17 protein-coding genes and 1 rRNA gene are annotated in these 19,014 nt (G+C 27.7%); 2 read left to right on the forward strand and 16 right to left on the reverse strand.

Annotation, left to right across the window (positions count from 1 at the left end; translation table 11 throughout):
- From I1959_RS08200 to I1959_RS08235, 8 genes are all read right to left on the reverse strand, one after another.
- Nucleotides 1-251 (reverse strand): 16S ribosomal RNA (locus tag I1959_RS08200); the annotation flags it as partial.
- A 431-nt stretch (nt 252-682) separates the two neighbouring features.
- Nucleotides 683-964: a hypothetical protein gene (locus tag I1959_RS08205; protein ID WP_166504837.1), complete on the reverse strand. Its 282-nt coding sequence runs from the start codon at nt 962-964 to the stop codon at nt 683-685.
- A 128-nt stretch (nt 965-1,092) separates the two neighbouring features.
- Nucleotides 1,093-1,494, reverse strand: a complete 402-nt coding sequence (locus tag I1959_RS08210) for a PTS sugar transporter subunit IIA (protein ID WP_092923033.1) — start codon at nt 1,492-1,494, stop codon at nt 1,093-1,095.
- A gap of 9 nt (nt 1,495-1,503) precedes the next feature.
- The gene (locus I1959_RS08215; RefSeq protein WP_092923030.1) at nt 1,504-2,343 is read right to left on the reverse strand and encodes a PTS system mannose/fructose/sorbose family transporter subunit IID; all 840 of its coding nucleotides are present in this window, start codon (nt 2,341-2,343) and stop codon (nt 1,504-1,506) included.
- Nucleotides 2,333-3,100: a PTS mannose/fructose/sorbose/N-acetylgalactosamine transporter subunit IIC gene (locus I1959_RS08220; protein ID WP_092923027.1), complete on the reverse strand. Its 768-nt coding sequence runs from the start codon at nt 3,098-3,100 to the stop codon at nt 2,333-2,335. The genes I1959_RS08215 and I1959_RS08220 overlap by 11 nt, the downstream gene beginning before the upstream one ends.
- A gap of 22 nt (nt 3,101-3,122) precedes the next feature.
- Nucleotides 3,123-3,599, reverse strand: a complete 477-nt coding sequence (gene agaB / locus I1959_RS08225) for a PTS galactosamine transporter subunit IIB (protein WP_092923024.1) — start codon at nt 3,597-3,599, stop codon at nt 3,123-3,125.
- Between the two features lie 259 nt (nt 3,600-3,858).
- Nucleotides 3,859-5,709, reverse strand: coding sequence for an ABC transporter ATP-binding protein (locus I1959_RS08230; protein ID WP_207733564.1), 1,851 nt, complete (start codon nt 5,707-5,709; stop codon nt 3,859-3,861).
- Entirely contained in the window at nt 5,699-7,921 is a 2,223-nt protein-coding gene (locus I1959_RS08235) for an ABC transporter ATP-binding protein (protein ID WP_166504836.1), read from the reverse strand. The genes I1959_RS08230 and I1959_RS08235 overlap by 11 nt, the downstream gene beginning before the upstream one ends.
- Nucleotides 7,922-8,188: 267 nt before the next feature.
- On the opposite strand from I1959_RS08235, the gene I1959_RS08240 reads away from it, so the two are divergent.
- Nucleotides 8,189-8,641, forward strand: a complete 453-nt coding sequence (locus tag I1959_RS08240) for a MarR family winged helix-turn-helix transcriptional regulator (RefSeq protein ID WP_166504835.1) — start codon at nt 8,189-8,191, stop codon at nt 8,639-8,641.
- Nucleotides 8,642-8,999: 358 nt separating this feature from the next.
- Here the strand turns inward: I1959_RS08240 and I1959_RS08245 are convergent, their stop codons facing one another.
- The 4 genes from I1959_RS08245 to I1959_RS08260 form a co-directional block, all read right to left on the reverse strand.
- Nucleotides 9,000-9,299: a PTS sugar transporter subunit IIBC gene (locus tag I1959_RS08245; protein ID WP_166504834.1), complete on the reverse strand. Its 300-nt coding sequence runs from the start codon at nt 9,297-9,299 to the stop codon at nt 9,000-9,002.
- Between the two features lie 214 nt (nt 9,300-9,513).
- Complete coding sequence (locus I1959_RS08250) at nt 9,514-9,885, reverse strand: VOC family protein (protein WP_166504833.1); 372 nt, start codon at nt 9,883-9,885, stop codon at nt 9,514-9,516.
- 398 nt (nt 9,886-10,283) lie between these two features.
- Nucleotides 10,284-10,460 carry a hypothetical protein gene (locus I1959_RS08255; RefSeq protein ID WP_166504832.1) on the reverse strand — a complete coding sequence of 59 codons (177 nt, stop codon included), beginning with the start codon at nt 10,458-10,460 and terminating at the stop codon, nt 10,284-10,286.
- Nucleotides 10,461-10,552: 92 nt separating this feature from the next.
- Nucleotides 10,553-13,729, reverse strand: coding sequence for a ligand-binding sensor domain-containing protein (locus I1959_RS08260; protein ID WP_195237900.1), 3,177 nt, complete (start codon nt 13,727-13,729; stop codon nt 10,553-10,555).
- Nucleotides 13,730-13,940: 211 nt separating this feature from the next.
- Between I1959_RS08260 and I1959_RS08265 the strand changes: the two genes are divergently transcribed.
- Complete coding sequence (locus I1959_RS08265) at nt 13,941-14,666, forward strand: hypothetical protein (protein ID WP_195237902.1); 726 nt, start codon at nt 13,941-13,943, stop codon at nt 14,664-14,666.
- A gap of 607 nt (nt 14,667-15,273) precedes the next feature.
- Here the strand turns inward: I1959_RS08265 and trxA are convergent.
- The 4 genes from trxA to I1959_RS08285 all read right to left on the reverse strand — a co-directional run bounded on the left by trxA (nt 15,274) and on the right by I1959_RS08285 (nt 18,922).
- Nucleotides 15,274-15,585 (reverse strand): thioredoxin, encoded by a 312-nt coding sequence (gene trxA / locus I1959_RS08270; RefSeq protein WP_195237909.1) that lies wholly within the window; start codon nt 15,583-15,585, stop codon nt 15,274-15,276.
- A gap of 171 nt (nt 15,586-15,756) precedes the next feature.
- Nucleotides 15,757-16,125, reverse strand: coding sequence for a C-GCAxxG-C-C family (seleno)protein (locus I1959_RS08275; protein WP_195237910.1), 369 nt, complete (start codon nt 16,123-16,125; stop codon nt 15,757-15,759).
- A 110-nt stretch (nt 16,126-16,235) separates the two neighbouring features.
- Entirely contained in the window at nt 16,236-17,399 is a 1,164-nt protein-coding gene (locus tag I1959_RS08280) for a class I SAM-dependent methyltransferase (RefSeq protein WP_195237911.1), read from the reverse strand.
- Nucleotides 17,400-17,623: 224 nt separating this feature from the next.
- Entirely contained in the window at nt 17,624-18,922 is a 1,299-nt protein-coding gene (locus I1959_RS08285) for a conjugated bile salt MFS transporter (RefSeq protein ID WP_195237912.1), read from the reverse strand.
- Nucleotides 18,923-19,014 lie beyond the last annotated feature (92 nt).

Here is a 19,014-nt window from a genome sequence, read left to right on the forward strand (position 1 = left end):
TTACCTTACCAACTAGCTAATCAGACGCGGGTCCATCCTGTACCGCAAAAGCTTTGATAAGAAAGCCATGCGACTCTCTCATGTTATCTCGTATTAGCATACCTTTCGGTATGTTATCCGTGTGTACAGGGCAGGTTACCCACGCGTTACTCACCCGTCCGCCGCTCTTTACTCGAAGTAAATCGCTCGACTTGCATGTGTTAGGCACGCCGCCAGCGTTCATCCTGAGCCAGGATCAAACTCTCAAAATAAATTCTTTGAATTTATATCGCCAACGATATTGTTTCACATCCGTTCAACAACATCCGTTGCTAAAATAAATTTGACTACCTGCTCAGACTATCATTATCTGAATATCTGGCTTGGTTTGTTTTCGATTCTTTAAGAATCAGTTATATAAATTAACCTACTGTTTAATTTTCAAAGTTCATTTTAAGCGACTGTGTCGGCGCTTACTTTTTTGCTTTGCCCTTTTCTTAAGGACAAGTAATACTATATCACCATAATTTTATATCGTCAATACTTTTTATAAACTTTTTTATTTTTATATTTATTATTTAATATTAATATCAATAAATTACTTATATTCACTTAGTTTTAAATATATTGTACTAGTTAATTTTTTCTTATCTTTATTTTTATAATTAATTTTAACTAGTACAATATGTATATTATTTTTTATTTAATATAATTTTCTTCTGTTATCATATGATGTGTGCATATTACCTTCATAATCTAGTTTAGCTTTTATGCTTACTATACGTCTACCCTTATTATGATTTACAGAAATATCCGCATATCTAGCATCATCTGCATTACTTTTTAAATAATCTCTTAGAAATTCTTTACCTGATGTTGTGTCTGCGTTATCAAATACATTAAAGTATGCAGAATCTTTAACTTCTAAAGATATATCATATGTTCCATCTTCTCTTTTATATCTAGTTTCTCTTATATTGTCCATATTACTTCCTCCTGTAAGAAATAGCATAATTATATTTAATTTTTCCATAATATTATTTTTTATTATAAAAAGCTTAAATAAATTATAAAAAAAGAAGAATGCAATTTTGCATCCTCCTTTTTTATAATTTATATTCCATCTTCAGCCAACACAACTTTTCTTATTGGCGGTTTTATACTGTTTATTCCAGCTGTCTTTATAGCCTCACTATCAATCTCAAATCCTAGAGACACCATCATAGTAGATTCAACTAGCATTGGCAGATTAGTTCCACAAAAAACTTCTATATTCGAATGTTCTAATGTTAATTCACTACTAACCTTAAAAGGAGTTCCTCCAGGTAAATCTGTAAATATATATACTTTATTATAAGTATCTTTAACTATGTTTCTTATTTCTTCTTTTAAATCATCTGATGATTTATTTTCTGTAAAATCAACAGTTTTTATAAAATCATATTTTCCTGCAATTAAATCCAAACTACTTTTAAGTCCACTTCCAAAATTCCCATGTCCTGTTATTATTATCATTTTATCCTCCTAGAGTATACCTAAGAATGCTCCTATTAATCCTATTACTACTAATACTAATATATTAACTAACGGAGAAACATTTTTCTTAACTAATCCATACATTCCAAATGTTAATCCAAGAGGTAATAAACATGGCATTATAGAATCTAGTATCTTTTGTAAGTCTATAGTTCCAGACATACTTAAGTATTCTGGAGTAACTATATTTATATTTACATATGATGCTATTAATGCTCCTACTACTATCATACCAAGTACTGTAGCTGATCTAGTAAATTCTTTAGCATTTTTAGTAAGCTTAGTTATACCTTCAACACCAACTTTATATGACCAATGCATAAGACCAAATCTCAATCCTAAATGTACTATATTAAATAACACAAAGAATATAATTGGTCCTAATATACTTCCTTGTAAAGAAAGATTCGCTCCTATACCTGCAGATATTGGTAATAATGTAAACCAGAATATTGCATCTCCTATACCACCTAAAGGTCCCATTGCTGCAACTCTTAGAGCACGTATAGTTTGAACATCTGCCTTTTTTTGTTCAAGAGATAATATTATCCCCATAACAAATGTTATTAAAAACGGATGGCAGTTGAAAAACTCCATATTATGTTTCATTGATGTTGATAAATCTTCTTTGTTTTTGTGTATTTTTTTAAGCCCTGGAAGTATAGAGTATAACCATCCTCCAGCTTGCATTCTTTCATAGTTAAATGATGCTTGTAAAAACATTGATCTCCAAGCCATTTGATTTAATGTTTTATTGTCAAGAGTTTCGCCTTCTGTTTTATCGATATACTCTCTTTGACTTTTTAATGCTTCTGTATTAGATGCCATCGCCTATACCTCCTCCTGTATTTTTAGTTTTCATACTTACATGGAAGTCATAAACTGCTGCAGCTATACCTACTATAGCTATAGCTAAAAGTGGTAATTTACCATATGCTACTAAAACAAATCCTAACATCATAAATAATGCATATTCTTTACTTAACATAACTTTAAGTAACATTGCAAATCCTAGTGCTGGCATCATCTTACCTGCTGCAGTTAGTCCATCCCAAACCCATTGTGGTAATACTTTTGTTAAAGTTTCTCCTATTGCCTGACCTGATAATAATCCAGCTAAAACTATCAATGCAAATGATACTGCTAATATTCCCATAGCCATATAATTGACTCTATCTATACCTTTTGGATTAGCCTCATCTGCTGCCTTATCACATAGTCCCATTAATGGAGACATTACTGTAAATAAAGCTGTTACTGCATATTGACCAAGTAATGCAAATGGTATTGCAAGAGGTAGTGCAGCTGAAGTATCTAATCCTGATTGAATAGCAAATACTGTAGCCATTATTCCACCTATAACTGCATTTGGAGGTTGTGCTCCTCCTACTGGCATTGCTCCTATCATCATAAGTTCATATGAACCACCAACTATAAGTCCTGTTTGTAAATCTCCCATTATAGCTCCTATTATAGGACCAATTACTATCGGTCTATAAAAGGACTCTAAGAAGTTAAATTGGTCTATTGCTGCTATCATTGTAACTATTAATATAAGACCAATTTGAATAAAACTTAATTCCATAAACTTACCCCCTTATTGAATTTTATTTAAATAGTTCATCTAGACTCTCAGCAGATTCACTTGGAACCCTTCTGATTTCTAGCTTCACACCAAGTTCTTGAAGACGTCTAAATGCTTTGACGTCATCATCATCTACGCATACAGCTTTAGATACTTGTCTTTTCCCTTCTGCCATATGCATATTTCCTATATTAACTTCTTTTATTGGTACTCCACCTTCTACTAATCTCACTACATCTTGTGGAGTTTCACATATTATTGCTATATGTTGAGCATCACTTGCTTTGTCTATTATATTTATAGTTTTTTCTATACTAAAATATCTAGTTTGCGCAAAGCTTGGTGCTGCCATATCCATAAGACCTTGTCTAAATTCATTAGCACATACCTCATCATTTGCAACTAATAATAAATTTGCTCCTACACTTGAAGACCACATTGTCGCTACTTGACCATGTATCAATCTGTTATCGATTCTTGTTAATACTATATTTGGCATAATCCCCCACTCCTTAAATTTTGATATTATTTGTTATGTTTTATAAAATTATATTACTTACTTTAATTGTAGTAACTTTTTCAATCTGTGTATTTGTAATTTTGTGTTTATGATTTGTACTTTTATATTCTAGATTCATATAAAAATATGTGTAATTATATATACGAAAACTCTTTTCTCTGTAATTTAAAATACAATATTTTAATAAAATAAAAAGCGATTCATAAGTTATTAAACTTAAGAATCGCTTTTTATTTTATTAACAGGCTTCTACTTCTTCAAACTGACTATTGTATAATTCAGAATAGAATCCGCCTTCTTTTAGTAATTCATCATGACTACCTTGTTCTACTATGTCCCCATCTTTCATTACTAATATTAAATCAGCATTTCTTATAGTAGATAATCTATGAGCTATTATAAAGCTTGTTCTACCTTCCATAAGATTTTCCATAGCTTGTTGTATTAATACTTCTGTACGAGTATCAACAGAGCTTGTTGCTTCATCTAATATTAATATTTTTGGGTCTGCAAGTATAGCTCTTGCTATTGTTAGTAATTGTTTTTGACCTTGAGATATATTGTTAGCCTCTTCATTTATTTCCATATTATATCCATCACTTAATGTCTTTATAAAGTGATCTGCATGCGCAAGTTTTGCTGCTTTTATAACCTCTTCATCACTCACTTTAAGGTTTCCATAACGTATATTATCCATTATACTTCCATTAAATAACCAAGTATCTTGTAAAACCATACCAAATAGATTTCTTAAATCTCTTCTTGTAAATTCTTTTATATCGTGTCCATCTATTAATATCTTTCCACTATTTAACTCATAGAATCTCATAAGAAGTTTTACTATTGTAGTTTTACCTGCTCCTGTAGGACCTACTATCGCTACTTTTTGACCTGGTTTTATTTTTATTGAGAAATCATTTATTATTATTTTATCATCACTGTATCCAAAGTTTACATTTTCAAATTCAACTTCACCTTTAATATTTTCAGTTGATACAGGTGTTTTAGTTTCTTCCATTTCTTCATCTTCACTTAAGAATTCAAATACTCTTTCAGCAGCAGCTGCCGTTTGTTGCATTACATTGGCAATTTGAGCTGTTTGTGCTATTGGTTGCATAAATGATCTTACATATTGAATAAATGATAGTATATCCCCAACTTCTATTTTTTTCTTTATTGTAAGATATCCACCCATTATAGCTACCATTACATATCCTAAGTTTCCTATAAAAGTCATTATAGGCATCATCATTCCAGATAATGCTTGAGATTTCCAAGCAGAATTATATAATGTATTGTTTAGCTCATTAAATTCTTCAATAGCTTTTTCTTCACCATTAAATGCTTTCATTATATTGTGCCCACTATATATTTCCTCTATGTGACCATTAGTGTGACCTAAGTACTCTTGTTGATCTTTAAAGTGTTTTTGAGATTTTTTAACAACAATACTTATAAATACTAATGCTAAAGGTATTATTACTAAAGTTACTAAAGTCATACTTACACTTATTGATAACATCATCACTAGTACACCTATAAGTACTGTCGCTGCAGTTATCATCTGTGATAGTATTTGGTTTAAGTTTTGACTTATTGCATCTACATCGTTAGTAACTCTCGATAATACTTCTCCGTTTGTTGTTCCATCAAAGTATTTAAGAGGTAATTTGTTTATTTTTTCTGATATCTCTTTTCTTAAATTATAAGATACCTTTTGTGATATATCAGATGTAACAAATGTCTGAACAAATGAAAACAGTGCACTTATAACATATAATCCAACTAGCATAGCTAGTGTTTTTGATATGCTAGTAAAATCTATTCCGCTTCCGCTTCCACTTACTTTGCTTACTAATCCTTCAAATATTTCTGTTGTTGCATTACCTAATATTTTAGGTCCCACTATAGTAAATACCGCACTACCTATAGCAAATAATACAACAAATATTAATGACACTTTATATGGACTTAAACGATTAAGTAATTTTTTCATAGTCCCTTTAAAGTCTTTTGCTTTTTCTGAACCTGCCATCATAGAAGGTCCTCCACCCATTCTCATAGGTCTTTTGCTTTTCTTAACACTCATTGACTAACTCCTCCTTTGATAACTGAGATAGTGCAATTTGCTTATATACGTCACAGTTTTCTATTAGCTCTTGATGAGTTCCTTTACCTACCATCTTTCCTTCATCAAGCACTATTATTTGCTCTGCATTCATTATAGTACTGATTCTTTGAGCTACTATTAAAACTGTTGAATCTCCAGTTTGATTTTTCAGTTCTTTTCTAAGTTTTGCATCTGTTTTTAAATCTAAAGCTGAGAAACTATCATCAAATATAAATATCTTAGGCTTTTTAGCTAAAGCACGAGCGATAGAAAGTCTTTGCTTTTGACCTCCAGATACATTCGTACCACCTTGAGATATTTCAGTTTCGAATTTTTCTGGCTTAGTAGATATAAACTCCATTGCTTGAGCTGTTTGTGCTGCTCTTTCAACTTCTTCCTTACTTATATCTCTTGCACCATATTTTATATTACTATCTATTGTTCCAGAGAATAAAACTCCTTTTTGAGGTACATATCCTATTTTTTCTCTAAGATCGTGTTGGCTTACGTCCTTTATATTAACTCCATTTACTAAAACTTCTCCCTCAGTAGCATCAAAGAAACGAGGTATAAGGTTTATTAGAGTTGATTTACCACTTCCTGTACTTCCTATAAATGCAGTTGTTTGACCTGGCTTAGCAACAAAACTTATATCACTTAATACATTATCTTCTGCATTAGGGTATTTAAATGATACGTTTTTAAATTCAACTTCTCCATCTTTTGAATCATCAAATATTTTAGTGTTTTCAACATCTTTTATAGATACTTCTGTACCTAGTACTTCCATTATACGCTTAGCTGATACAGCTGCTCTTGGAAGTATTACTGATAACATTGATATCATTAAGAATGCCATTATTATTTGCATAGAGTATTGTATAAATGCCATCATATCCCCGACTTGCATCGCACCTGCATCTATTTGCTTAGCCCCAACCCATACTATTAGTACAGTTGTTATATTCATAATAAGCATCATAGTCGGCATCATCATAGTCATTATACGATTTACAAATGTATTTGTTTTTCTTAAAAGAGTATTTGTTTCATCAAATCTTTCTTCTTCTATTTTTTGAGTACTAAAAGCTCTTATAACTAACATTCCTGTTAATGATTCACGTGTTACTAGATTTAATTTATCTATAAGCTTTTGAACTCTATTAAACTTCGGTATAGCTAAACTAAATAATACTGTAACAACTATTAGTATTGCACCAATAGCCACTCCTATTATCCAAGACATAGAAGTATCTGTATCTAGTACTTTTAATACCCCACCTATCCCTAGTATTGGAGCATAAAATACCATCTTTATAAACATCGCAGTAAATACTTGTATCTGTTGTATATCATTTGTACTACGAGTTATAAGTGATGCTGTAGAAAATTTGTTAAATTCTACATTAGAAAATCCTACAACTTTTCTAAATACATCTTTACGTATATTTCTTCCTACACCTGCACCAACTCTACCAGCTATATAAACTACTGATATTGTAGCTGCCATACCTACAAGAGCTATTACTATCATTATCGCTCCTGTTTTGAATATATAATTGTTTTGTAACTTAGTTAAGTCCATGCCTATTTTTTCATATTCAGTTTTAACTGCATAAATAGCTGATTGAGTAAGCATGCTAGGATCTAAATCATCTATTTTTTCATCAATAGGCTTCATCATAGTATCTAATTGAGCCTTTGGCATATTTTCTATCATAGGCCATATATCAGTACCCTTTGGTACATTTGGTATATCGCCTTTATCACTAGCCATATTTATAGCTGCTACTCTCATCATAGAGTCAGACATTATCTTGTTTAAGCTATCTATAACATCTTTATCTTTAGTATTTAATTGGTATAAAGGTTCATTCTTAAGTGCAGGATACTTTTCAACTTCTTTGTTATACTCCTTGTCACTTAAGTCTTCTTTGTCTATCAAGTTATAATATTTTTCAACCTTTTCTTTTTCAGTGTCGTTCATAAATATTTTTAACTTCTTAAATTCTGTTTCTCTTATAACAACTGGTACTGCATTTTCTATACCACTTTGTTGAATTCCTACGTTTACTATGTTTGAAGTATAATCAGGCAATGATAAATCACACATTGCTTGAACTACTAAAAGCATAACCGCCATAATAATTGACACAATAAACGGTTTTGAGTATTTAAAAATCTTAAACATAGCTTAAAATTCCCTCCATTTAATTTTAGTCTTTTTACACAATTTATAGTTTTTGATGTATAATAATATTAAACTACTTATACTAGTTAATAGTTATACTTTTTAACTATTATATTTTTTAAGTATATAGTATTTTAAAAAAAAGTCAATATTTTATATATATTGTGTTTCCCTACAGTGTGAAAATAAATTTAATGTTGTATATAGTATGAAATAATTTTTATGGGTAAAATTTGTGTTAAAATAAATTTTTATGGAGGTATTATTATGGCTGATGATAAATTAGAATCTATAGTTCAAAATTTTGTAAAGATAATGCCATTATTTCAAAAGAAAATAATTAGGAATGAATGTGGTTTTAGAAATGATACATTCAATCATTCTCACTTCCAAATAATGGAAGTTCTTAGACGTAAGGGTACTCAACCAATTTCTGAAGTTGCTAAAAAGCTGTTAATTTCAACACCAAATATGACAAAACTTCTTAATAAACTTATAAATGAAGGAATGGTTGAAAGAGCTCATGATACAAAAGATCGTAGAATAGTTAATATTAGCTTAACTGATAAAGGAGATCAATATTTAAAAGATAAGTTTAATCTTATGAAAGATACTTTAAAAAATAGGCTTTCAACTATTCCAGACGACCAACTTAATAAATTAAATACATCTCTTGAGAATTTAAAAGAGGTATTAATGGAAATAAGCTCAGACAATTAAGTCTGAGCTTTTATTTTAATCAAATATGTTTTTATCTGCTTCACTAATCTCTTTAGTGATAGTATTTTCTTTTTTTCTTAATTTATCTGGAACATCTAGTGCTGTTGACTTACCAAAATAATATCCTAAAACCATACTAAAGACAGATATAAATTGTTATTGTGTTATGGTTCCACTAATACTTAGATAACAAAATACTAATGTAAGCAACAACGCAATTACTTTTCTTACATTTCCAAATATATTAAATAATAGACTTTCTTTATTAAATATTTTCAATTATATCACCGCTTGCATTAATATATTCTCTTAATTTACATTTAATGATATAATACTTTAATTTCTATTACTTAACCTACTAATTTATTTCTTCCATTATCTCTTTAATTACTGATTTTGCATCATTTATAACATACTTAGGCTCTACTTCATAGTATTCACAATCTATAAATCTTTCTATCTTTTCTATATCTTCCACTTCAAAGCTTATTACAAATAATACTGCACATGCTTTTCTAATTTCAGCTTCACTTATTTCATTTTGTATTTTGCAATTTTCTTGTATTTCACAAACTACATTTATCCCTAATTCTTTTCCTGCTAACTTTATTGCTTCAGCACTTTGTAAATTTTCACATATAACTACTATATTCTTCATATCTAATACCTCTCTATTTTATAATCTATCTTTATATTATTATATTTTATTATTCTCTGAGTCAATATTAATCTTATAAATAAACCGTCCTATATAAATCAATATAGTTTTTTATTTGATACAAGTACACTCTAATAAAAAAAGTATTGTTAGCTATATTAGCTACAATACTTTTTATATACTGTTTCAAATGTTATTTAACTAGTTAAACAAATTACATATTTTGAGGAAGTATTTCTATCCAGTAATTATCTGGATCTGCTATAAAATAAATTCCCATAGCTTCATTCTCAAAACATATACATCCCATATCCTTATGTAATTTGTGAGCTTTATCAAAGTCATCTACTCTAAGAGCTAGATGGAATTCATTATCTCCTAAATTATACGGTCTATCCCAATCTCTTAACCAAGTTAATTCTAGCGTATAATCACTTTCTCCATCACCTAAATAAACTAATATGAAACTTCCGTCTTCAGCTTCTTTTCTTCTTACTTCTTTAAGACCTAATGCTTTTTCATAAAACTCAAGACTTTTCTCAAGATTTAATACATTAAAGTTATTGTGGCAAAATTTAAAATTCATAGATTCCCCTCCATATATCTTTTTATTTATTATAATTTATTTATTGATTTAAATAAATATATTAACCTAATTTTAATGTTACACTAGTATCTAAACATATGTAATTATTTAAAAAATATAATAATCTATCCACAAATTAACATAAATATAGTGGAAAATTTAACTAACAATTTTAGAAAAATTTCTTAAATATATAATTACTCCTTAACATTTTATGCTTATTCGTGTGTTATTAATAATATATTCTTATAATATTAAATTTACTTTGTATTTATATAACTTTTATTAAGCTAGTATCAATTCTAAGTCTCCTATATAATAATAAAAAAATTTGTATATAAACTAATTTAGCTTACTATAATGCTAACTATATTAAATTATTTTTGTGTATAGTTTTATTATATAACTAGCATTTTACCTAATTCATTATTAATCAACTTTAACTTTTCCATATCATCTATATTTTGACTCTCTACTATTTCCTTTATGTTTATTATTATTTTTTTACTTTCATTTTCTCTTTCATTTTTTAAATCTATTAGCCCCTCTATTATATTCTCTCTACTTAAAACCATTCTATATACCCCCTAAATTAATTGTTAATACTATCTTTGACATTTCTTATGGTATTTAATCAATCTATGTAACAAAAATAACTAGCTATAAGCTAGTTATTTTTGTACATATTTTCTGGTAATATTATTGTAAATTTAGTTCCTTTCCCTAATTCACTTTCTACATATATTTCACCTTTATGTAAATTGATAATATGTTTTGTTATAGTAAGACCTAGTCCACTACCTTGTTTTGATTCACCATATTCATCTATCACTTGGTTAAATCTATTAAATATAGAATGATGATATTTTTCTTCTATTCCTACTCCTGTATCAGATATTTCTATCTGTACGTTTGTTCCAACTTCTTTAATTATAACTTCTACCTTTCCACCTTCATCTGTAAACTTTATAGCATTATTTACTAAGTTTACTATACATCTATCAATATCATATGAATCACATAGTATTGTTTTTTCTTCTATATAAGGGTCTACTATCAATTCAATTCCCTTATCATTAGCTAAATTGCTCAAGCTTAATGCACTTTCCTCTACTAAGTAGACTATATCATGCTCGTTTATATTAAGTATATAGTTCCCATTTTCTATTTTTGATGTATCAATAATATTATTAATAAGCCTTAATAATCGATTTGAATTTTTTCTTAAAATACTCATATAATATTCTATTTTTTCACTTGATATTTGCTTTCCACGATTATTAAGCCCTGTTATTAGCTGCTCTGTGCTACGTATAAGATTTAATGGTGTTCTTAATTCATGAGATAAGTTTATAAAATAATTATTTTTATTTTTTTCAAGTTCAATAACCTTATCAAAAAGAACTTTATTTTTTTCCATCTCTTCTCGTAGTTCTTCTGTTCTTTCTCCTACTAATTTGTCTAGCCTTTTCATTTTTCTTTGATTGTGGACAATAATGGCTATTATAATAAGTGCATAAATAACTATTGCTTCTTTACTTCTCCACCATGGTGGATTTATCTTAAAGTTTATACTAGTTTTTTCGCTCATTACACCATCATTATTTATAGCTTTTACCACAAACTTATAATCTCCTGGACTTAAATTTGTATATGTTACTTTATTATCCTTTATGGTATGCCAACTATCCTTACTCCCTTCTAACTTATATACATATTGTATTCTTTGAGTATTTTTATAATCTGGTAAGAAGAATTTTATCTCTATAGTATTTTCATCACTTTTAAAGTTTAAATTTTTTCCCTCTTCAAACACAACTCCATTAACTGATATATCATCAATCATTACTCTAGATATATCTTTTGATGTTACTAAATTTTTTGGATTAATTATATTTAATCCATTAATCCCTCCAAATAAGATCTCTCCTTTAGAGTTTTTAAAGCAAGCATTAGCATTAAACTCATTACCTTGAAGTCCATCTGTAACATTTAAATTTATAAATTTATTATTTTTTACATCGAATTTAGAAATCCCATTATTTGTACTCATCCAAGGATTATTTTCATAATCAAGAACTACACCATATATCGTATTATTAGGCAAGCCTTCTTGTTCTGTAAAATGTATTATTTTTCCAGTCTCTTTGTTTAATTTATTTAAACCATAATTAGTGGCTATCCATAAATTCTTTTTATTATCTTCAACTACATTCCTTATTTCATTAGTGCTTAATCCATCTTTTTTGTTGTATATTTTTACTTTTTTAGTTTTAGAATTTATGCTTATTAAACCGCCTTCAGTGGATGTACCTAACCAATAAATACCTTCCCTATCTTTATAAATACAAGATATATAGTCTTTAGGAATTTTATATATTTCTAGCAAATCATTTATATTACTTATTTCATTGGTTTTAGAATTAATTACATTAACTCCACCCCTTGTAGCTACAAATACATATTCTCCATCGATATAAATGGTTCTTATATAATTATCTAATAATCCATTATCTAAAGTGTAATACTTTATTTTCTTTGTTTTTTTATTTATCCTATTTAATCCACTATTTGTTCCAATCCATATATCATCATCTTTACCTGTTATATATCTAATTCTATCATCAGTTAATATTCCTTTTTCTATTTGCCTTATTATGCCTTTTTTTCTATTAATTATATTTGCGCCTTCAGATCTTGTACCTACCCAAATTAAGCCGTCTTTATCTTCATATATTCCATGAATTACACTGCTACTCAAAGAGTTTTTGTCATAAGGATCACTTTGATACTGAGTCACTCTATTTTTAGGATCAAATATGCTTATACCTGTGTATGTACCTACCCAAATTAAACCATTTTTATCTTGCATAATACACCTTGTACTATTGCTAATTAAACTATGACTATCATAAGGTTTATTTTTATACAATTCTTCATGATTTCCATCCTCAGATAGCTCTAATAATCCATCATCAGTACATACCCATATATTTCCTTCACTATCCTTTAATATATTTTTTACAAAGTCTAATTCTTTATTTTGTTTACTTACTTTATGCAACTTTATCTTATTTGTATTAATATCTATTTTTAATAGACCATTTTTCATAGTTCCTATCCATACATATCCTTCTTTATCCATATAAAGTCCATATATAGTATCTTTTTCATTAGGTTTCTTATCCTTTGTCAAATATATCTTATCTACATTTTTATATTTTGTATTTATTTTATTTAATCCATCACTAGTACCTATCCATATATTTTTATTCTTATCTTCACCTAAGCAATAAATAAATTGGTTTGTTAAATCAGATTCTTTCGATAATATTCTTTCAAATTTATCCTTGTCTTTATTGTATATATTTAGTCCATTTGTAGTACCGACTAAAACTTTTCCATCAGAAGTTACTAATATATCACAAACATTGCCATCAGAAAGATTTCCATTTTTACTACCCTGCTTGTAATTTTTTATCTTTCCATTTTTAGAAATTTTACTTACTCCATCTATAGTTCCTACCCATATATTATTGTCCTTATCTTCCTTTATCTTTATAATATTATTGCTTACTATTGAGTTTTTAGATTTTTCATTATGTCTATATTGTTTAAACTCATATCCATTGTACCTATTTAAACCATCTTGGGTTCCTATCCATATGTATCCCTTACTATCTTGATACAAATCTTCTATAGTACCTTGCGACAGTCCCTGCTCAATCGTGATATTTCTAAATTTCAGACTTGTTTGAGCAAATATCTTATTAGTATTTATAGATAATATCATTATTAATACTACTAACACTTTAAAAATATTTAACTTCTTTATATATGTCATATTGACCTCTCTTTATCTGTATTTTTTAACTCTTTCATTATATTACATAATTTTACATATTTCTACATAAGTAGATATTATTACCTATATTATTGTATTTACTATACAGTTGTATTTATTTAAATATTTTACATTACTTAATTACAAAACATCATATAAGGACTATAATTATTATAGATATATAATTTATGTATTAGGGGGAATAAATTTTATGAGATTTGATTGTTTTTATTATCCTACAGTAAATGACGATGGTAAAGTCATAAGATCTAACATAAATTTAAAAGAGTTTGATTTTGGAGATCAAGTCCCAACAAAAACACTTTATTACAATTACAGTAAAAACTTTGCTATTTACCAAGGGGAAGAATTTTATATTGTAGAAGATGGAATTTTAACTCAGTCAGTAAATTCCGATAATTTAAAATTTCCATTAAAAATAGTATTTGGTAAAGGAAGACAACTTAAAATATTTTCAAAAAAAGATTTGCCATCTATAAGACTTTTGTTAAAAGGAGAGTTTGAAGAAGAAAAAGAACTAGGTGAACTATTTTGCTTATCCCTTATGTTAAATAAAAAAATCAAGCATATTCAATATGAAATTATGTCAGATTTAACTAATAGTTCTAGAGACTATGATTTTTTAAATCAAGAAATAGCTAATCGAACACAAAAACTTATAGAAGATTTAAAAATAGTAGAAAGAAAGTTTTATTCTCTTACTTTAGATCATCCTAATTTAAAGGACTCTTATTTAAAATATATGAATTTTGGTGATAAAGAAGACATGTTAGAAATATCTATAAATAAATATTTTAAATCTGATAGTAGTGAGTATAAGCATTACTTAATATTACGTTCTATGTGCAATTCAAAACCTATATATCCTAAATTCAAGCTAGATAATCTTATTAGTTCATTTAATTACAATATTTAATAAATTTTATAAAAACTATTTATATTTAATAGCTAATCATTATAGAAAATACCTGCACTACATATATAATAGTATATCTGTAAATATCAATAAATTAAAAATGGTATTGTTTTAATTAAATCAATACCATTTTCTGTATGTTACTAACTCTTTTATCTTAGCTTCCTATATATATTCTCTCAATATGCAAGCTAATTTTTTGTAAAAAAATAGACTGCATATGCAGTCTTAAGATTTTTAATACTATTCAGGGGGGATAGTATTTTCCATGTCATTAGATTTACTCTTATATTATTCATCATTTAAAAATAGTCTGAGTAAATTAATTTATTCTTATGATATAAATTGTGGTTGTGTCCTTCTATGTCCGTTCCTGTCGGTGACTATTAATAATATAATATATTTCTACATTTTTTACCATATTATAATTTCTTTTTTATGTAAAATTTTATTTTTATGTATTTTTCAATTAATTATTTTTAAACATCCTATAAAATAGATTTTATATTTTTCTCATTTTTATAATATAATTTATATATTTGTTTTATTTAATCAATTTCTTAATACAATAAAAATGGATACCTAAACTTTTAGGCATCCATTTTTATTATATATGTGATTCTACTTTGCTCTTTATAGATTCCTTTGGCATAAATCCAACCATAGTATCTACAGGCTTTCCATCTTTAAAAATCATCATTGTAGGAACACTAGATATCATATATTTTCTAGCTATTTCAAGACTTTTATCTATGTCTACCTTAACAAATTTAGCGTCATCTTTCATTTCAACGCTAAGTTGCTCAAATATAGGAGCTAGCATTTTACAAGGTCCACACCAAGTAGCAAAGAAATCAACCACTACAACTCCATCATTCACTTCTTGTTCAAAATTAGTGCTATCAATTATTTTTGACATTTTTCTCCTCCAAAATTTCCTCTTTAATTCTTATTAATTTAATACATACTATTTCTAGTGTAAAATATATTAATAGTATATTTATTACCTTTAATAACCGTTAAATCAATTTTTCAAAAATTTATATCTTGGCAAAATTTATTTATATTTAATAGTTATTAATTTGTATTTTTACATTTCCTCTGCAAGTAGCTCATTTATAGCATCATAAGTAAAGTTTATTATTTCATCGCATCCAACTTTATTTTTCTTTAAGTCTACACATATTTCTGAATTATATTTTTCTCTAACTTTTTTCATCAACTTATTTGAATATTTTCTAGCTATATTAGCCTCTGTATTATTTTCTCTTCCTTTTATAAATCCTATAACTACTATACCTGCATTTACAGCACCACATACACTTCCTACTGTCATACCAACTCCCATACCACTACCTAGTGCAACAGGTATGTCTGTATTATGTTCTTCGTTATATGCTTTTATTAATGCTTCTGCACAAGTATACCTTTGACTATGGTATTCTGATGGTCTTATCATACTATCACTCCTTAAGTACTTTAGTTCATGAATATATGTTACCATACTTTACTACATATTTCTGTGACTTTGTCACACATATAAATAACCCTTATAATTATAAAGATTTATTATATTAACTTATCATCTTTTAGAAGTTTGTATAATGTTGGCTTAAAGTTAAATTCACTTATTAAATTATTTACTTCATTTAATGCTTTTTCTCTCTTCTCTTTAGACACTTTTCCCTTAGCCGCTCTTATTAATATATTCTTAGGTGAGTGGGCTATATCTATAAATTCTAATAATTGAGTTTTATACCCTATACTTTCAAGTAAATTTGCTCTTACAGCATCTGTCATAAGTGCAGCCATTCTTTCTTGGATTATCCCATACTTTGTAAGTAGTGAAAATTCATCTGACTTCATTTGACTATTAAACTCGTGTTGACAACAAGGAACTGAGAATATCATCTTTGTATTCCACTTTATAGCATTATATAGAGCATAATCAGTAGCCGTATCACATGCATGAAGTGTTATTACCATATCTACCTTATCTGTAAATCTATATCCATTTATATCTCCTAATTCAAAGCTTAAATTATCATAATTGTACTTTTTAGCTATATCATTACACTTTTTAATAACATCAGCTTTTAAATCTAGACCTATCATTTTTACGTTTATTTTTTTTATCTCTACAAAATAATAATATAAGACAAATGTTAAATAAGATTTTCCACATCCAAAGTCTAATATAGTAAGTTCTTTATAGTTATTCTTCTTAATTTCATCATCAATAATCTCTATAAATCTATTTATTTGCTTATATTTATCATATTTTGATTTAACAACCTTCCCTTCCTTGGTAAATACTCCTAAGTCTATAAGTGGTTGTATTATCATTCCTTCTTTTAATATATAGTTTTTCTCTTTATTATGGCTCTTGTTTACCATATTTGAGTTATCACTATTCTTTTTTCCTAAAAATATTTTACCTTTTTTAGATACTTTTAGATCAAAAGTTTTAGATATAGTCCATGCTGCTAATTGTTTATAGTTATCGCCTATATACTCTAATAATTTAGTATTTAACTCATCTTTTTCTATGTTCTCATGAAAAACTTGTTTATCTGTATACTTTTCTATTTGATAGTATTCTTTATTGTTTTTTTCTTTTAAAACTATATTTATTTTATTGTATTCTATATCTTTATTTTTTTTATTACTTATAACTACTTTAATAACTTCATCTTTAGTTATTTCATCAATTGATTTTATTAGTTCTTCCATTTATTCACACCTATCATCTCATATTTTTATGTCCACATTAAGATATTATTATATATATTAGATTAATTCAAACTCTTTTTGCATAACACCATCATGTATAGTCATTTTTTAATATTTACCTTACACACTTATCTCTATTCCTTCATTTTGTAAATTTTCTTTGAGAATATGCACTTCTAATAAAATAAATTAAAAAGCCGCCTTTAATTAAAGGCGACTTTTTATTAAGCTATTTTAATTTCCTTTTCAGCTTCTAGTCTTTGTCTTCTATCTTTGTTTAGATTATTCATTCCTCTAGATGCTATTATAAGTAATATGTATGCTGCTGCAACACAAGCTAATATTCCCATCCATGCAGTGTTATAACCAAACTTATCTGTAAATAAACCAAATATAGCTGATCCTCCTGAGAATCCAAGTGCAAATACCAAGTTTATCATACCTAGTATACTACCATATTCTTTTCTTCCAAAGAATGAACCTGTAAGATATGCTGGTCCCATCATATACATATAAACAGCTATACCTTTTATAGCAGAGAATGCATATGCAAATATTGGAGATGTTCCAGACATAGTCAAGAATATTCCTGATACAAATACTGCTACTGATGATATTACTAAACACTTCATAACACCTATTTTATCAAATAATATACCACCAACTACGTTTCCACATAATGATGTAATTGCAAATATTGAACCTGACATTGCTACAACACTAGGATCTAACTTTAACTCTCCTTGGAAATATGCAGCATATTGTACTGAATATGCAGACACATATATTCCTACAAATAAGAATCCTATTGCCATCATCCAGAAATATTTTATTTTCTGTACTTCTTTTAATGTATATGCTAAATCTACTTTTTCTTCCTTTTTATCTTCTGCCTTATCTGATTTTTTATTTCCTACTACTATCTCATCTTTATTTTTAGGCATTCTTATCATTAATAATGCTACTGGTATACCAACAGCTAAAGATAATACTCCAAATAAGAAATAAGCTCTAGAATATCCATTAGATGCTATTGAGTATATAGCCATTTGTTGAAGGAATATATTACCTATAGATCCTCCAGCAAAAGCAATTCCCATTGCCTTTCCTTTTGTACTTTCATCAAACCATGAGTTTATTAAAAGTGGAACTCCTATAGCTGATATAGCCGATGTTCCTATATTAACTATTCCTGCTACTAAGTAGAATTGCCATAACTCTGTACACATAGAGAATAACATAAATCCTCCACCAGATAATAAACATCCTACTATATATATTAATTTAGCATTTACCTTCCCGTAAAGCGCACCTATAAATGGAGATGCTACCGCTGATACTATTGTCCCTATTGTAAATATTAATGAGAATGAACTTAAGCTAAACCCCTTATCTGTTGTTACTGGATGTATAAATAATGGCTGAATATTTGATGCTACACCAAATGGTATTGCTTGTATAAGCATACATGCTATTACTATCATCCATCCCTTTGCTATTTTGTTACTCTTTAAATTGCCCATATATCCTCCTAATTTATTGCCTAGAAATTTTCTAGTTTTTCCTTACCGTAATTTTAGTATATTTCGTATTCCCTTGTTGAGAAAACGTATTT

Source organism: Romboutsia sp. 1001285H_161024_C4 (assembly GCF_015550185.1).
GTDB classification, from domain to species: Bacteria; Bacillota; Clostridia; order Peptostreptococcales; family Peptostreptococcaceae; genus Romboutsia_C; species Romboutsia_C hominis.

What these genes read in the sequence shown, in the direction of transcription:
- I1959_RS08205 (WP_166504837.1), bottom strand. Translation starts at nt 964, where the DNA reads ATGGACAATATAAGAGAAACTAGATATAAAAGAGAAGATGGAACATAT.
- I1959_RS08210 (WP_092923033.1), bottom strand. Translation starts at nt 1,494, where the DNA reads ATGATAATAATAACAGGACATGGGAATTTTGGAAGTGGACTTAAAAGT.
- I1959_RS08215 (WP_092923030.1), bottom strand. Translation starts at nt 2,343, where the DNA reads ATGGCATCTAATACAGAAGCATTAAAAAGTCAAAGAGAGTATATCGAT.
- I1959_RS08220 (WP_092923027.1), bottom strand. Translation starts at nt 3,100, where the DNA reads ATGGAATTAAGTTTTATTCAAATTGGTCTTATATTAATAGTTACAATG.
- agaB (WP_092923024.1), bottom strand. Translation starts at nt 3,599, where the DNA reads ATGCCAAATATAGTATTAACAAGAATCGATAACAGATTGATACATGGT.
- I1959_RS08230 (WP_207733564.1), bottom strand. Translation starts at nt 5,709, where the DNA reads ATGAGTGTTAAGAAAAGCAAAAGACCTATGAGAATGGGTGGAGGACCT.
- I1959_RS08235 (WP_166504836.1), bottom strand. Translation starts at nt 7,921, where the DNA reads ATGTTTAAGATTTTTAAATACTCAAAACCGTTTATTGTGTCAATTATT.
- I1959_RS08240 (WP_166504835.1), top strand. Translation starts at nt 8,189, where the DNA reads ATGGCTGATGATAAATTAGAATCTATAGTTCAAAATTTTGTAAAGATA.
- I1959_RS08245 (WP_166504834.1), bottom strand. Translation starts at nt 9,299, where the DNA reads ATGAAGAATATAGTAGTTATATGTGAAAATTTACAAAGTGCTGAAGCA.
- I1959_RS08250 (WP_166504833.1), bottom strand. Translation starts at nt 9,885, where the DNA reads ATGAATTTTAAATTTTGCCACAATAACTTTAATGTATTAAATCTTGAG.
- I1959_RS08255 (WP_166504832.1), bottom strand. Translation starts at nt 10,460, where the DNA reads ATGGTTTTAAGTAGAGAGAATATAATAGAGGGGCTAATAGATTTAAAA.
- I1959_RS08260 (WP_195237900.1), bottom strand. Translation starts at nt 13,729, where the DNA reads ATGACATATATAAAGAAGTTAAATATTTTTAAAGTGTTAGTAGTATTA.
- I1959_RS08265 (WP_195237902.1), top strand. Translation starts at nt 13,941, where the DNA reads ATGAGATTTGATTGTTTTTATTATCCTACAGTAAATGACGATGGTAAA.
- trxA (WP_195237909.1), bottom strand. Translation starts at nt 15,585, where the DNA reads ATGTCAAAAATAATTGATAGCACTAATTTTGAACAAGAAGTGAATGAT.
- I1959_RS08275 (WP_195237910.1), bottom strand. Translation starts at nt 16,125, where the DNA reads ATGATAAGACCATCAGAATACCATAGTCAAAGGTATACTTGTGCAGAA.
- I1959_RS08280 (WP_195237911.1), bottom strand. Translation starts at nt 17,399, where the DNA reads ATGGAAGAACTAATAAAATCAATTGATGAAATAACTAAAGATGAAGTT.
- I1959_RS08285 (WP_195237912.1), bottom strand. Translation starts at nt 18,922, where the DNA reads ATGGGCAATTTAAAGAGTAACAAAATAGCAAAGGGATGGATGATAGTA.